The 14,466-nt window shown below is 62.2% G+C and carries 9 protein-coding genes and 1 pseudogene; 6 read left to right on the top strand and 4 right to left on the bottom strand.

The window, feature by feature from the left end; genetic code table 11:
• Positions 1–52: 52 nt before the first annotated feature.
• The 3 genes and pseudogenes from nusA to HW554_RS03160 all read right to left on the bottom strand — a co-directional run.
• Positions 53–1,288: pseudogene (gene nusA / locus HW554_RS03170) on the bottom strand (transcription termination factor NusA); the annotation flags it as partial.
• 125 nt (positions 1,289–1,413) lie between these two features.
• Positions 1,414–1,893 (bottom strand): ribosome maturation factor RimP, encoded by a 480-nt coding sequence (locus HW554_RS03165; protein WP_176906903.1) that lies wholly within the window; start codon positions 1,891–1,893, stop codon positions 1,414–1,416.
• Between the two features lie 200 nt (positions 1,894–2,093).
• Positions 2,094–5,579, bottom strand: coding sequence for a DUF7948 domain-containing protein (locus tag HW554_RS03160; RefSeq protein WP_176906902.1), 3,486 nt, complete (start codon positions 5,577–5,579; stop codon positions 2,094–2,096).
• A gap of 150 nt (positions 5,580–5,729) precedes the next feature.
• Between HW554_RS03160 and HW554_RS03155 the strand changes: the two genes are divergently transcribed.
• The 5 genes from HW554_RS03155 (at position 5,730) to HW554_RS03135 (ending at position 12,187) form a co-directional block, all read left to right on the top strand.
• Positions 5,730–6,854: an endonuclease/exonuclease/phosphatase family protein gene (locus HW554_RS03155; RefSeq protein ID WP_176906901.1), complete on the top strand. Its 1,125-nt coding sequence runs from the start codon at positions 5,730–5,732 to the stop codon at positions 6,852–6,854.
• A 319-nt stretch (positions 6,855–7,173) separates the two neighbouring features.
• Complete coding sequence (cysS, locus tag HW554_RS03150) at positions 7,174–8,691, top strand: cysteine--tRNA ligase (protein ID WP_176906900.1); 1,518 nt, start codon at positions 7,174–7,176, stop codon at positions 8,689–8,691.
• A 204-nt stretch (positions 8,692–8,895) separates the two neighbouring features.
• The gene (locus HW554_RS03145) at positions 8,896–9,903 is read left to right on the top strand and encodes a M28 family peptidase (RefSeq protein WP_176906899.1); all 1,008 of its coding nucleotides are present in this window, start codon (positions 8,896–8,898) and stop codon (positions 9,901–9,903) included.
• Between the two features lie 155 nt (positions 9,904–10,058).
• Positions 10,059–10,787, top strand: a complete 729-nt coding sequence (locus tag HW554_RS03140) for an energy transducer TonB (protein WP_176906898.1) — start codon at positions 10,059–10,061, stop codon at positions 10,785–10,787.
• A 107-nt stretch (positions 10,788–10,894) separates the two neighbouring features.
• On the top strand, positions 10,895–12,187 hold the full coding sequence (locus HW554_RS03135) for a MutS-related protein (protein WP_176906897.1): 1,293 nt from the start codon (positions 10,895–10,897) through the stop codon (positions 12,185–12,187).
• 79 nt (positions 12,188–12,266) lie between these two features.
• Here HW554_RS03135 and HW554_RS03130 read toward each other — a convergent pair whose 3' ends face one another.
• Positions 12,267–13,187, bottom strand: coding sequence for a S66 peptidase family protein (locus HW554_RS03130; protein ID WP_176906896.1), 921 nt, complete (start codon positions 13,185–13,187; stop codon positions 12,267–12,269).
• A 138-nt stretch (positions 13,188–13,325) separates the two neighbouring features.
• Between HW554_RS03130 and HW554_RS03125 the strand changes: the two genes are divergently transcribed.
• Positions 13,326–14,462 (top strand): alpha/beta hydrolase, encoded by a 1,137-nt coding sequence (locus HW554_RS03125; RefSeq protein ID WP_176906895.1) that lies wholly within the window; start codon positions 13,326–13,328, stop codon positions 14,460–14,462.
• Positions 14,463–14,466 lie beyond the last annotated feature (4 nt).

The raw sequence follows: 14,466 nt of genomic DNA, 5'->3' as shown, positions 1-14,466 counted from the left end.
TTGCCTCTTCATCGTCGGCAAAGCGGGGTTTGGGAGCCGCTTCCGATTCGTCATCGAATTCGTTGCGGATAACGCGGAACAACTCCTCCACGGTTTCCTCTTCCAGCTCGGTGCGACGCACGATGTCTTCTTTGTTTACAGCCAGTACGGCGCGGCCGGTATCGAGGCCGATTTTCTTCAGCTCGTCGATAATCCAGGCTTCCACTTCGTCGCTGAACTCGTCGAGGGCAATGTCCTCTTCGAAGTCGCCTGCATCGCGGAACACGTCGATTTCCATGCCCACCAGCCGCGAGGCCAGCTTGATGTTGGCGCCACCGCGGCCAATGGCCAGGCTTACCTGATCGGGCCGCAGGAACACCGATACGCGGCCGGTCTGCTCGTTGATTTTCATCGACGTAAGCTTGGCCGGCGACAGGGCCCGGGCGATATAGAGCTCCAAGTTGTCGGTGTAGTTGATGATGTCGATGTTCTCGTTTTCGAGTTCACGCACTACGGCATGAATACGCGAACCTTTCATGCCTACGCAGGCACCCACCGGGTCGATACGCTCGTCGTAGCTTTCTACGGCCACTTTGGCTCGTTCGCCGGGCTCGCGCACGATGTTTTTGATGGTGATGAGGCCATCAAAAATCTCGGGTACTTCCTGCTCCATCAGGCGCTCCAGGAATGCTGGGGCGGCGCGCGAGAGGATGATTTTGGGCGTGCCGTTGAGCACGTCCACGCGGTGTACCACGGCGCGGATGTTGTCGCCCTTGCGGTAGCGGTCCTTCGGAATCTGCTCGCCTTTAGGCAAGCTCAGCTCGTTGTCGTCCTTGTCCAGAATGAGCGCCTCGCGGCCCCATACCTGGTACACTTCACCCACCACGATTTCGCCCACCTGGTCCTTGTAGGCCTGGTAGAGGTTGTCGCGCTCCAGGTCTTTCACACGTTGAATCAGCGTTTGGCGGGCCATGAGCACGGCGCGCCGACCGAAGTCTTCGAGCTTCACTTCCTCGGCTACTTCTTCGCCAACCTCAAAGTCAGGCTCAATCTTCTGAGCCTCAGCCAGCGGAATCTTGTCGAAGTCCCAGATATCCTCCGAGTTGTCGTCCACGATTTCGCGGTTGCGCCAGATTTCCAGGTCACCCTGGTCCACGTTGAGGATGACGTCGAAGTTGGAGTCGTCGTCGTACTTTTTGCGAATCATCGTGCGAAATACTTCCTCCAGGATGCTCATCATGGTGGGCCGGTCGATGTTCTTCGAGCGGGCGAATTCGGCAAACGATTCAATCAGGACGCTGCTGTTCATTTTTTAAGCTTTTAGCTGTCAGCTTTTAGCTGTTAGCATTCCAAAGAAGGAGAACTACCGGCTACTGCCAAAAGGTGAATAACTCAGAAACAGGGCTGACAGCTAACCGCTGTCAGCGCAAATACTTATTTAAACGAGATAACCACCACAGCTTCCGTAATATCCTGGAAGGGTACGGTGATGACGGGCAGTATTTTCTCCTTGTGCTTTTCTTTGAGGATTTCGGCCAGCTCGATGCCCGCGCCCTCGGGCAGTAGCGACTCGAACTTGCCGGTTTTCTCGGTGCCGTCCTGCAGTTTCAGGTGCAGGGTGCGGCCCACGTGGCGCACATACTGGCGCGGGTCGCGCAGGGGCTGGTCGGCACCGGGCGAGGTTACTTCGAGCGTGTAGCTCAGCTCATCGCCATAATGCTCCTCGATGCGACGGGCCAGCCGGCGGCTCACTTGCGCGCACTCGTCAATGCCCAGGCCCTGCTCGCCATCAAGCGTAACGGTTACTTTGGGCCGCACGGAGTCCGAAACGGTCAAATCTACCGCGAACAGGGTGCCTTCGAGGGGCAGACTGTCGCGCAGCATTTCCAGTAGCAGGTTACGGTCGAGGGTCATAGGCAGCGGGCCTTGGTAAGGGCAGGAAAAAGAAAGAGGGGACGATACGTCCCCTCTGGTCTTGCGTCAACTTGTGGGGCAAAGGTACAAAAAGAAAGCGCCGTAATCAAGTGAGTAATGAGTACAGGGAAGTGAGACACAGGCCATGCAGCGTTCATAAGGCGTGTCTGCCCGATTTCTTACCTCTCTGTACTCCATACTTACCGCACTACTGTCAGCCAGCCTTTGGCGGTGCGGCCGTCGGCATCTTTCAATTGGTAGTAGTATAGGCCATCGGATAGCCCCGTGGCCTGCCAGTCGTTGCGGTAGTCGGCCGTTTCGTACACCTTGCTGCCCCAGCGGTTGTACAGGCTGAGCTGGGTGGTACGGCAGCTGAAATACGGAATGAAGGACTGGTTTTGCAGGTCGCGGTTGGGGGTGATGATGTTGGGCACGAAGGTGCGGTTGACGATAACCGGCGCGAAGCTGGTTTCGACCACGCAATTGGCGTAGCGGGCTACTAGGCGCACGTTGTATCGGCCGGGCTGCGTGAATACGTGCTCGGGGTTTTCCTCCGTCGAGCGGGGGCTGCCGTCGCCGAAATCCCACTCGTAGGTGCCGCCCGTGAGTACCGGCTTCATGGTGAGCGTGAGCGGGGCCAGGCCGGTGAACTCCGGAAACCGTTCGCACACCGGCACCTGCAGCGGCGCGTTGGAGGTGGGCGAAGGCGCCAGTAGTACCTGCCGGGTAGCTGTAACCGCACAGCCGTTCTCGCTCACTGTATAGGTAAGCGTGAAAATGCCGCCCAGCAGGCGGGTATCGGGTGGGGTGAACAGGCCGGCCGGCGTTACGCCGGGGCCGCTCCAGGTGCCGCCGGCAGGGGTGGCACCGGTCAGTTGAATGGGCGCGGTTTCGTAGGCGCACAGCGTCAGGTTGGGGCCAGCCTGGGGTGTGGGCGGGGCGTTTATGGTAACGGTGGTGCTGGCCGTGCCGCAGGCCAGTGTGTCGCTTATCGAATAGGTGAGCGTGAACGTACCCGGCCCCGACAGGCGCGGATCGAAGGTATTGCCGCTCAGGCCCCGCGGGCCACTCCAGGTACCGCCGGTGGGCGTGGCCTGCAGCGTTATCGGGCTGGCGTTGGCGCACAGGGAGGCCAGCGGGGCGATGGTTACTGGCTGGGTTTTGGCCACAATCAGGGCCATTGGGCGGGTGCTCACGCACACGCCGGTGGCTTTTACCGTGTACTGGAGCACATTACGACCCACCAGCTCAGGCGTAGGCCGGAACTCGTAGCGCCCATCGGGGCGGCGCACCACGCCGGGGCCACTCCAGGTGCCGCCGGCCGGCTGCCCGCCCAGTAGTACCGGGCCATCGGTGGCGCAGGCGTAGCGGGTGGCACCGGGGTCGGCGGTGATGATGTCGAAGTTGATAGCAAAGGCGGCGTTGTTGCAGTTGGTACTACCGTTGCGGGTGTCGTAGAAGCTGGCACCCGGCGGCCGCGGGAAACCCTGGGTGCCGCCGCAGCCGCCGCACACGGCCTGATACACCACGCCTTTTTTGCTGAAGCGGGAGGTGCCCCCGTCCACGTGTTCGCCCCGACCGCCCTGCTCGCCATAAAATGTGGCGTATTCGAGCCCGGTGAGGCCGGCCGCAAACTCGGCCAGGTAGAAGTCGTTGCCGTCGGTGGTTTTCTGCACGGCATCGGGGGTAATGGGCAGGTTGCGGGTGGTGCCCGTGCTATAGCCCCGGTTGGTGGCGCCGCCCCAGCCGCTCACGTACACCCGCTCGCAATCATCAACCAGAAAGGCCGTGGGCGAAAATTCGTGCTCTGACTGGGCCGAGCCGAACGTGGTGCTGAACATGGTGGTGCTGAGCGTGGCATCGAGCTTATGAATGAACTGCCGGGCGCCGGGCGTCCCGTAGAGGTCGGCCGTTTTGGGGTAGGCATTCGAGTTGGTCTGGCCCAATACATACACGTCGCCGCTGTTATCGAGCTGCACGAAAAAGGCCAGATCGTCGGCCGAGGTGCCCAGGTAGGTGCCGTAGCGCGGGGTGCCGGCATCGGCGGCCAAGCCTACCACAAAGCCCTCGCGCCCGCCCGCCGACTGTGGGTGCAGGCTGCCGGCCACCGTGGGGAAGCCCGTGCCGGTGGTAGCGCCGCCCACGTAGAGCGTGCGCCCGGTCGAAAGCTGGAGCGAGAAAGCCGCGTCGGTGCCGGTGCCGCCCAGGTAAGTGCTCCAGTTCAGGCGGTCGAGCAGGCGGGGCAGCTGGCAGACAACTGCATCGGTGGCGCCGCGCAGATTTCTCTGCAGGGCTCCGGCCATCGGGAAATCGGTACTGTTGGTGGTAGAGGCGATGTACACGTTGTTTGCACCGTCGGTCAGCACGTCGCCCCGAAACTGGTCGCCGTAGTTGTTGGCCAGGCTCAGGTTGAGGCCGTCGTTGGCCGAGCCGCCCAGGTAGGTGGCGGCTACCAGCTTGCTGCCATCGGCACTGAGGGTAGCTACGAACAGGTCGGAGCCCTCGGGGTAGCCCATCTGGTCGAGTATTGCGCCGCCAAACGGGTTTACCGGCTGCCCGCCCCGGAAGGTGCGCTGTGCTGCTGCGCTGCCAACCGGGAAGTTGCCCGAGCTGGTGCTGCCCAGTAGTACCAGCTCGCCCAGGCCGTTTACTATCAGGCTGTGGGGTGCATCGGTGCGGCTACCGCCGAGGTACGTGGCATAAAGGCGGGCCGCCGCGCCACTGGCGGTTACTTTGTACTTGATGATGGCCACGTCGGCCATGCCGGCAAAGCTGGTCTGGAACGCGCCCGGCGAAGTTGGGTAGCCCGGCCCGAACGCTACCCCGCCCGAGTACATGTTGCCCTGCGCATCGTGGGTGGCCGTAAAGCCCCAGTTATCAGCCAGCGAGCCGGTAAACGACGAAAACAGCACGGTTGGGTCGATAATCAGCGGTAGCTTGGCATCGTAGGCACCCAGGCGAAACCGCACCGTGCTGCCCTGCAGCTCGAAGCGGCAGCTCACTGGCAGCCGCCGGCCGGTGGCCGTGGTCTGCCAGGCCAGCGGAGCCTGCTCGATTACCGTGCCCACACTGGTTTCAATCAGCAGCTGGCCCTCAGCCGAGAGGCGCACGGCGTTGGGGCCGGCATAGCGCAGGCGGATATTGTCGGGCTTCGCGCCGGGGGCCAGCTCGAAGTCGTATTCTAGGTTTTGGCCGGCGTTTTCGTACACCCGCACATCAATACCGGGGTATACGGCCTGGTAGCGCACCTGCCGGTAACCGGCCACGCCGCTGGCCCACTCGCGCGGGTTGCTGCCCAGAAAGTAGTTGCGCGTACCGCTGGTGGCCTGCTCGGGCAGCAGCGCGGCCCGGGCGTTGCCTCCCTCAAACGACACCGTGTAGGCGTGGCCGCGCGCCTCGGTAGGGGCTGGTGCCGCCGAGCGGGGCGGCGCGTTGTCGTCGCCATGACGATGGTTTATCTGGGCGAAGGTGGCCGCGCTCAGAAACGAGTAGGTGAAGCCGGTGGGCGTGAGGTAGAGCCGCCCACCGGGCAGCTCGGCCTGGTAGCGCACCGTCTTGGGCCACTGGCCCTTATTCTCTACGAATTCCAGCGTTTTTTCGGGGCCCGGGGCAGCTGTGGGGCGCGGGGCGGCAGTCAACGATAAAGGCAATAGCAAGCACAGCCAGAGCGGTAGTAGTCTACTCATATAAAGAAGGATAGAATGCCCGGGAAAGATACATAACTGACCGCGTAAAACCCGGATTGCCGAGTAGCCAGATGGAGCCGGCAATGCGGGGCCGGATCGGAAGCGCTACCTTTACTCATCCGCTTCCGGTTGGTAGAATAAGAGTTGCCCGTGCGTCGTTCGTTTGCTTTCAAGTGCACTTTGCTGGTGATGGGATGGGTGCTGGTGGGCATTGCCTGCGAGCAGATACCCGCGTACACTTTCTGGCCAGCCATTTTCGGGGCCCTCACGCTGCCCGTGGCCCTAGGCCTCAACCTGCTGGCGGCCGGCTACTGGCTGCTGCGACGCTGGCCGGTAGCGCTGCTGCCGCTGGCACTGGCCGTGCTTACCTGGCCCCACTTCCAGCGCGGGCTGGCCCTGCACCCGCTGCGCCTGACCACGGCCGCCGAGCCGGCTACGGCCGGGCCGGTAGTGCAGGTGCTGTCGGCCAACGTGCGCATCTTCAATGTGTATCCGCAGCTGCGCAACGACGGGCTGCAGTCATCCAAAGAGATGGTACGCTGGCTGGCCGAAAGCAAGGCCGATGTGCTGTGTTTGCAGGAGTTCTACAACGAGCCCGCCGGCACCAAATCGGCCGACGGCAACGTGTTCCGCGCTATGGACAAAATCGGCCGGCAGGCGGGGCGCGAGTCGTTCCTGTCGAAAACGCTGACTAACAGCGCCGGGGCCGAGTTCGGCATGGCCATCTTCTCGCGCCATCCCATTGTCAATAAAGGCACCATTCAGTTCGGCAAGCTCACCCAGAACCACGGCATGTGGGCCGATTTGCGCCTGCCCAGCCAGGATACCATCCGCGTGTACAGCTTTCATCTGCAGAGCATGAGCATGGATGAAAAGGATATTGTAGACAGCTACTCCAGTAAATCGGGCCTGAAAAAGAAGGGACTGGGGCTGCTGCGGCGCTTCAAGCGCGGGGCCGTGCTGCGGCACGCGCAGATTGATACGTTGGTCAACCGCTTTGCCAAGTGCCCGTACCCGATACTGCTCTGTGCCGACCTCAACGACGTGCCCTACAGCTACAGCTACGATAAGCTGGCCGATGGCTTTCAGAACGCCTGGACCAGCGTGGGCAACGGCGTGGGCAGCACGTACAACGGCCGGATTCCTTTTCTGCGCATCGACAACCAGTTTGCCGGCCCGCGCTGGCAAGTGCGCGACTTCTGGGTGAATTACGAAATTCCGTACTCCGACCACTACCCGACGACGGCCACCTACCAGCTGAAACCGAAGCAGTAGTGGCAGCCAAGCAGAAGGGGCTATCCGTGCACCGTATGGGCATTGTTTTTATACTGGCTACTCGTTTTTATAAACTGATGATTGAACTTTATAGACTGGCTGGACGAAGTTTTGTGCCGTTTGAGTCGGGCTTTATACTTTGTTCATCATAATTCGGGCCTGTTGTCCTGCATATTCTCGTCTTCCTGCACTCTGGGAAACTGCCGTTACTTTTGCACTGCACCCACCCATGCACAGGTACCGCTTGCCAGCGTGCGAAATTGCCTGTCAATCAAAACGAAAGCTATCAGCTGAAAGCTAATAGCTAATAGCTCAGAATATGTCCCAGCCTCTCTCGCTCTATAATACCCTTACCCGCCAGAAAGCCCCGTTTGAGCCCCTGAACGCCCCTTTTGTGGGCGTGTACCTCTGCGGCCCGACGGTGTACAGCGAGGCCCATGTGGGCAATGCCCGCGGCCCGGTGGTGTTCGATGTGCTCACGCGCTACCTGCGCTACCTGGAGTACAAGGTGCGCTACGTGCGCAACATCACCGATGTGGGCCACCTGGTAGACGACGCCGACGAGGGCGAGGACAAAATCGGCCGGATTGCCCGCGCCCGGCAGGTGGAGCCGATGGAAGTGGCCGAGGGCTACACCAACCTCTACCAGGACCATATGGTGGCCCTGGGCTGCCTGCCGCCCGATATTACGCCCCGCGCCAGCGGCCACATCATCGAGCAGATTGAGATGGTGCAGCAGATTATGGCCAACGGTTTCGCCTACGAATCCAACGGCTCGGTGTATTTCGATGTGCCGGCCTACAACGCCGCCGGCCGCGCGTACGGCAAGCTCTCGAACCGGGTGGTGGAGGAGCTGCTGGCCGGCTCGCGCGACAACCTGACGGGCCAGGACGAGAAGCGGAGTCCGCTAGATTTTGCCCTCTGGAAGCGGGCCGATGAGCGCCACCTCATGCGCTGGCCCTCGCCTTTCGGCGAAGCTCCCGGCGAAGGATTCCCCGGCTGGCACCTGGAGTGCTCGGCCATGAGCCGCAAGTACCTCGGGGCCGAGTTCGACATTCACGGCGGCGGACTGGACCTGATGTTTCCGCACCATGAATGCGAAATTGCCCAGAGCCAGGCCTGCGAGCATCCGACCAACGAGGCCCGGGTGTGGATGCACAACAACATGATTACCGTGAACGGCCAGAAGATGAGCAAGTCGGCGGGCAACTTCATCACCGTTAGCCAGCTTTTCAGCGGCGAAAACGAGGTGCTGGCCCAGGCCTACTCGCCCATGACCACCCGGTTTTTCCTGCTTCAGGCCCATTACCGCAGCCCCGTTGATATTACCGACGAAGGCATGCAGGGCGCCGGCAAGGGCTACCGCAAAATAATGAACGGCCTGCGCCTGCTGCCCAAGCTGCAGCTGCCCGAAGGCACCGGAGTCGCCGTTGACACCAGCGCCGCCGATGCCGAGCTGCGCAAGCTGGCCGACGACTGCTTTGTGGGCCTCAACGACGACCTGAACACGGCCCGTACTTTGGCCAGCCTCTTCAACCTGCTGCGCAAGCTCAACGGCTACGCCGCCAAACCCGATACCCTGGCGCAGGTAAGCCCCGAAGCGCTGGCCGAAGCTACCGCCACCTACCGCACGCTGGTGCAGGACGTGCTGGGCCTGCGCGACGAGCCCCGCGCCCGCGCCGAAGACCTGCTGGGCCTCACGCTGCACTTCTACCAGGAAGCCAAAGCCGCCAAAGACTACGGCAAAGTCGACGAAATCCGGGCCGCGCTCAAGCAGCAGGGTATCGTGGTGAAAGACTCCAAAACCGGCGTCGATTGGGCCTACAGCGAGGAATAAGAACGGTGTAGAAACGCAATATTTTGCGTCTTATCGTTGCTGATGTTGGACGGTTCATATGAACAGCGTTAGCAACAATGAGACGCAAAATATTGCGTTTCTACCTTGTGCTTAGCCGACGCAATTGATTTCTCTGCTTACCTAGGTGTTCCGTCCGCCCTCAGCGCACTCTCCGCCCGTTACTCAACGCACCTTATCTGCCCCATGAATATCTTCCGACTTGCCCCGGCCGCGCTGGCGGGCCTGCTGCTGCTCACTGGCTGCCCCGGCCAAAAAGACACTGCCGACACCACGGCTGTAGCCGAGGCCGCACTGCCTAAAACACCCGCTTTCAACGCCGATTCGGCCTATGCCTACACCGCCAGGCAGGTGGCTTTCGGGCCGCGGGTGCCCAACACGGCGGCCCACGTGAAAACCGGCGACTGGATCATTGGGCAGTTCAAGAAGTACGGCCTGACGGTGCAGGAGCAGCCCTTTGAGGCCAAAGCCTTCGATGGCAACATCCTTAAGTCACGCAACATCATCGCCCGCTTCAACCCCAGTGCCCCGCGCCGGGTGGCCGTGTTTTCCCACTGGGATACCCGCCCCTTCGCCGATAAGGATACCGAGAATAAGAACGCCCCGCTCGACGGCGCCTCCGACGGTGCCAGCGGCGTGGCCGTAGCGCTGGAGCTGGCCCGCGTGCTGGCCGCCCAGCCCGACAGCCTGGCCCCGGGCGTAGGGGTCGATTTCATTCTCTTCGACTCGGAAGATTATGGCTACGACGGCGTAACCCAATCCGACAAAAAGAACCTGCTGGAAGGCCAGGATACCTGGTGCCTGGGCTCGCAGTATTGGGCTAAAAACGTGGTGCCAGCCAACTACAAGCCCAACTTTGGTATTCTGCTCGATATGGTAGGCGCTCAGGGAGCCAAGTTCGGCCGCGAAGAACTGTCGCGCCAGAAAGCCCCCGATGTGGTGGAGAAGGTCTGGAACACGGGCTCGCAGCTGGGCTTCTCCGACTTCTTCCTGTATGCCGATGTGCCCCAGGTCAGCGACGACCACGTGTACACCAACCAGGCCGGCGTGCGCACCATTGATGTCATTGACTTCCTGCCCAGCGGCGAGTTCCGGCCCTACCACCACACTACCAAAGACAACATGAGCGTCATCGACCGGCGCACGCTGAAGGCTGTGGGCCAGACGGTGCTGACGGTGATTTACGGGGAGTAGGTTACAGCGAGCTGCCAGGCTGTTTTCTGGGGTGCTGATGATGGCCTGGCAAAGACTACCGCAGCCATTTGGGCTTACTTTTAGCACGCAATTTCATCATTCTGTATAGCCTGTCAGGCCCTCGTTAAGCCATGATACTTCCTGCTTCAACTCGATTGCTACTGTTTTTTTCCTCGCTGACTACTGCGTTCAGCAGCCAAGCACAGGCCACTCAAAAGGTGGTTGTGCCCCAGGCGTTCGGCTTGGGCCGGGAGGAATACATGGTACTGCAAGCGGCCCCCGAAACAAAACAGGGAGCCTACTGGCAGTATGCAGGCAAAAAAGGCACTACACTCGTAACCACCGGCTTTTATGCCGCGGGCCAGAAGGATAGCGTTTGGACTACCTATTATGAACGCGGCAAAGTGCTGCAGGCTAGGGGGCAGTACGCTCGCGACCAGAAACGGGGCGTGTGGGAGTATTTCTCGGAGAAGGATGCGCTGCAGCTGAAATTCGACCACGGCACCGGACAAACCCTGTTTTCGCTGCCCGCTCAGCGGCCTTCCCAACTGGTGTGTCGGCCCATGCCCGGCGCCGGCGCCCTCACTACCGACCCGCAGTATGCCCTGGGTTCGGATGCCCTGTCGGCGAAAATCGGCATGACCACCCGGTATCCGGCCGTGGCGTTGCGCAACAACGTAATGGGGCAGGTTCGGGTGGCCTTCGTAATCGACAGTACGGGCGCCGCCAGCAATTTCCTGGTGGTACATGGCATTGGTTCGGGGTGCGATGAGGAGGCTTTGCGCGTGGTGAAGCTGCTGCCCAGCAACTGGATTCCGGCTTACACCAACGGCAGACCGGTTGCCGCCGCGTGTGAGGTGCCGGTAACGTTTTCGATCAAGTAGCCGCTCGGCTCTCTGGACGCTGTGCCGCAATGTCCGGCTGCGCATCAAATGTGCCCGGAGCCATACTAAAGGCTGAAGGCTATCAGTTGTAAGCCAACAGCTCAAAGATGCTCCTTGTCGACGACCTGCGGCTTGATGCCGATATTCTGCCACTGTTCAACTTCACGCACTGCCGCGAAGCCGAAGCAGCGGTGCGCGGACTGCTGCGCGAATTGCCGGCCAGCCCGGAGTTGGTAATGCAGAAGCAGGCCGTGTTTCGGGCGCTGCTGGCGCAGTGGGACGTTATCAGTGAGTTCAACTATTCGCGCATTCAGCTGGCCGAAGTGCAACGGTTTTTGCACGAGGTGGTGAGCCGGCAGCTCGTGCTGGAAACCAACCGGATGCGGCTGGCGGCGCGGCTGCTGATGTCGGAAGAAACGCGCTACCGCACCCGGGCCCGCTACGTTCAGGTCATTCAATTTCTGCAGCGGCTGGAGCAGCACTATTTCCGCCGCCTCGACCCGGCTGGTTTCCCGCCTTTCGCCCGCGCCCGCCTCAGCACCATTACCCGGTTTCTGGAGCGTTTTAGCCTGAATTCGGCCGCCGAAGCCATTGCCGAGGACCAGTTTTCGGCGGGCCGGATGGTGGATTTTGCCCGCCAGTTGCACGAGGTGGACGAGCAGGAGCTGGCCGAATTCTGGACCGCCTTCTTCTGGCTGGAAGCCTGCTGGTCGGTGGCTAAGGGCCTGCACCAGCACGGTTTTGCCTTTCCCGAGTTCCAGCCTTCCGGCCTGCATTTGGCCGATTTCTACCACCCGCTGCTGACCGGGCCGGTGAAGAACACGCTGGCCCTGGACCCCCACGACAACGTGCTGCTGCTGACGGGTCCGAATATGTCGGGGAAGTCTACGCTGCTCAAGGCGCTGGGGCTGTGCGTGTACCTGGCCCACGCGGGCCTGGGCGTGCCGGCCGCCGCGGCCCGGCTGCCGTTCTACTCGTCTATTGTGGTGGCCATCAACCTCACCGACAGCCTCAGCGGCGGCTACAGCCACTTCCTGGCCGAAATTCGTAACCTGAAAGCCGTACTGGAGGCCGCGCAGGGGCCGGGCCGCGTGTTTGCGGTGTTCGACGAGCTGTTCCGGGGCACCAACGTAGACGACGCCCTCGACATCACCCAGGCTACCGTGGCCGGGTTGGCCGCCTTCCCGCGCTCCTGCTTCCTGATTTCCACCCACCTCCTTCAGCTCGAAAGCCAGCTGCCTGCCCAGCCCGGCAGCCGCACTTTTTGCATAGAATGCACGCTGCACGATGGTCTGCCCGTATTTTCCTACCGCCTGCAGCCCGGCTGGTCTCAGCTGAAAATCGGCCGGATTCTGTTTGACAAGGAAGGCCTGCCAGAGCTGTTGAAAAGCACGACGTAGGGGCGGGGCTTGTCCCCGCCCGCCGTTCGCGCCGCTTCAACGGTAATCGTTCAACGGCGGGCGGGGACAAGCCCCGCCCCTACATCGTGCTGATAAATCCTTTCATTAAACTTGCCCCGGACTCGTCCACCGTCAGCCGCACCGGCTGCCCTACCACCAGGGCCAGGTTGCGTGGTTCGTGGCCGACGGGGAAGCCATGGGCTACCGGGAAATTATAGCGGGCGGCGTAGTGCTGGATGATTTCGTTGGGCGTGCGACCGAAGGGGATGGTGTTGTCCTGGGGGTTGGTGAAGTGGCCGACCACCAGTCCGGCCAACCCAGCCAGCTTGCCCGTGCGGTCGAGGTGCACCAGCATCCGGTCGACGGCGTACAGGTACTCATCAATGTCTTCCAGAAACAGAATGCGGCCCGCCGTCGACACGTCGGAGGCGGTGCCAGTGAGGGTTTGCAGGATGCTTAGGTTGCCGCCTACCAGCTCGCCGGTAGCCGTGCCAAAACAGTTGAGCGGGTGCGCCGGCACTGCATAATCCAGCGCCTCGCCAAACAACGCCCGCCGCAGGCTCTCCAACGATTCGGCCCCGCCTTCCTGATGGAACAGCAGCGGCATTACGCCGTGGATGCTTTGAAAGCCGCGGGCCAGCAAATGGCAGTTGAGGGTGGTGATGTCGGAGAAGCCGGCCACCCATTTGGGCTCCTCGGCAAAGCGTGTGAAGTTGAGTCCGTCGATAATGCGAGTGGTGCCGTAGCCGCCGCGGGCACAGAAAACGGCCCGAATTTCGGGGTCGTCGAGCTGCAGCTGCAAGTCGTGCTGGCGCACCTCATCGGCGCCCCCGAACTGGTGCTGGGCCACGTTGGTACTAGCGCCCAGCCGCACGCGCAGGCCCCAGCCTTCGAGCGTGGCCACGGCCGCGGCCAGTTCGGCGTGCGAGGCCGCCCGCGCCGGGCAGACGATGGCCACGAGGTCGGCGGGGCGAAGCGGGGGCGGAGCGATGGTAGGCATGGGGCAAAAGTAGTTGTCAGTTGCGAGTTGTCGGTTGTCAGAAAGAACATCGTTCAGACAACCGACAACTGACAACTCGCAACTGACAACAAACAACTCAAACGGCACCTCTTTCCTACTATCCTGCGTTACTCATCTGTGCGTTTTCTACTGCTTCTCTTCTTGGTGATTGGCCTCTCGACTGCAGCCCTGCAGGCCCAGCCCGCCCCGCCCGACACAACCAAAGGCCGCTACCACCGCCCGCTGTTTAGTCAGGTGAAGGTGCGGCGCAACGTGGCGTTTGCCCAGGTCAGCGGTTTGTTGGGGCAGACCCAGCCGCTGTACCTCGATTTCTACGAGCCCAGCGGCGACACTGTGCGCCGCCGGCCGCTGGTGTTGCTGGCCCACGAAGGCGCGTTCGTAACCGGCACCCGCGACGATGTGGTGATGACCGAGCTGTGCACCCGCCTGGCCCGGCTGGGCTACACGGCCGCCAGCATCGACTACCGGCTGCTGTTCTTCCCCTTCGATAGTGTAGGCATCGGCCGGGCCGCCATCCGGGCCACCCAGGACATGCGCGCCGCCGTGCGATTCTTCCGCCACGATGCAGCCACCGCCCGCCGCTTTAAAGTTGATGGGCGCTACATTTTCGTGGGTGGTTCCTCGGCCGGGGCCTTCATGGCCCTGCAGACCGCCTACCTCGATAAAGCCGCCGAAGTGCCCGCCTACCTGAACCTGGGGGCGCTGGGTGGCCTGGAGGGCAGCGGCGGAAACGCCGGCTACAGCAGCCAGCCGCGCGCCGTCATCAACCTGTGCGGGGCGCTGGCCCAGGCCGGCTGGCTGCAGGCCGGCGATGTGCCGCTGCTCAGCATCCACGGCACCCGCGACGGTATAGTGCCCTACCAGCGGGGCCTGATTGGCGGGCCACTGCCGGCCCAGGTGGTGGCGGGCAGCGCGGTGCTGCGCCGCCGTGCCCAGGCGGTGGGCGTGCCCAACGTGCTGCGCCCGTTGCGCGGGGCCGGCCATGTGCCCTACTCTTTCGAGCCTACTTATGTAGATTCGGTGTTTGTGCCGATACGCGAATTCCTGCGCCCGTTGCTCGGGTCCGGCGCGCCCGGCCCACTGCTGGCCGCCGCCCTCAATCCGCGCCGCGCCGCAGTGGCAACGGCTGCGCTGCCGCCGCGCCGGGTGCGGTTAGTACCTAGCAGCGCGGATTTGGTAGGAGCGGCCCCACCCGAAAATCTGCCGCTTCCGGCTGCTGCTGCGGAAGGCGAAGCAATAGGGCCACCGGATTAGAGAG

The organism is Hymenobacter lapidiphilus, assembly GCF_013377885.1.
GTDB lineage: Bacteria > Bacteroidota > Bacteroidia > Cytophagales > Hymenobacteraceae > Hymenobacter > Hymenobacter lapidiphilus.
This window is presented reverse-complemented; position numbering and strand designations above follow the sequence as displayed.

What these genes read in the sequence shown, in the direction of transcription:
- HW554_RS03165 (WP_176906903.1), bottom strand. Translation starts at nt 1,893, where the DNA reads ATGACCCTCGACCGTAACCTGCTACTGGAAATGCTGCGCGACAGTCTG.
- HW554_RS03160 (WP_176906902.1), bottom strand. Translation starts at nt 5,579, where the DNA reads ATGAGTAGACTACTACCGCTCTGGCTGTGCTTGCTATTGCCTTTATCG.
- cysS (WP_176906900.1), top strand. Translation starts at nt 7,174, where the DNA reads ATGTCCCAGCCTCTCTCGCTCTATAATACCCTTACCCGCCAGAAAGCC.
- HW554_RS03145 (WP_176906899.1), top strand. Translation starts at nt 8,896, where the DNA reads ATGAATATCTTCCGACTTGCCCCGGCCGCGCTGGCGGGCCTGCTGCTG.
- HW554_RS03135 (WP_176906897.1), top strand. Translation starts at nt 10,895, where the DNA reads ATGCTCCTTGTCGACGACCTGCGGCTTGATGCCGATATTCTGCCACTG.
- HW554_RS03130 (WP_176906896.1), bottom strand. Translation starts at nt 13,187, where the DNA reads ATGCCTACCATCGCTCCGCCCCCGCTTCGCCCCGCCGACCTCGTGGCC.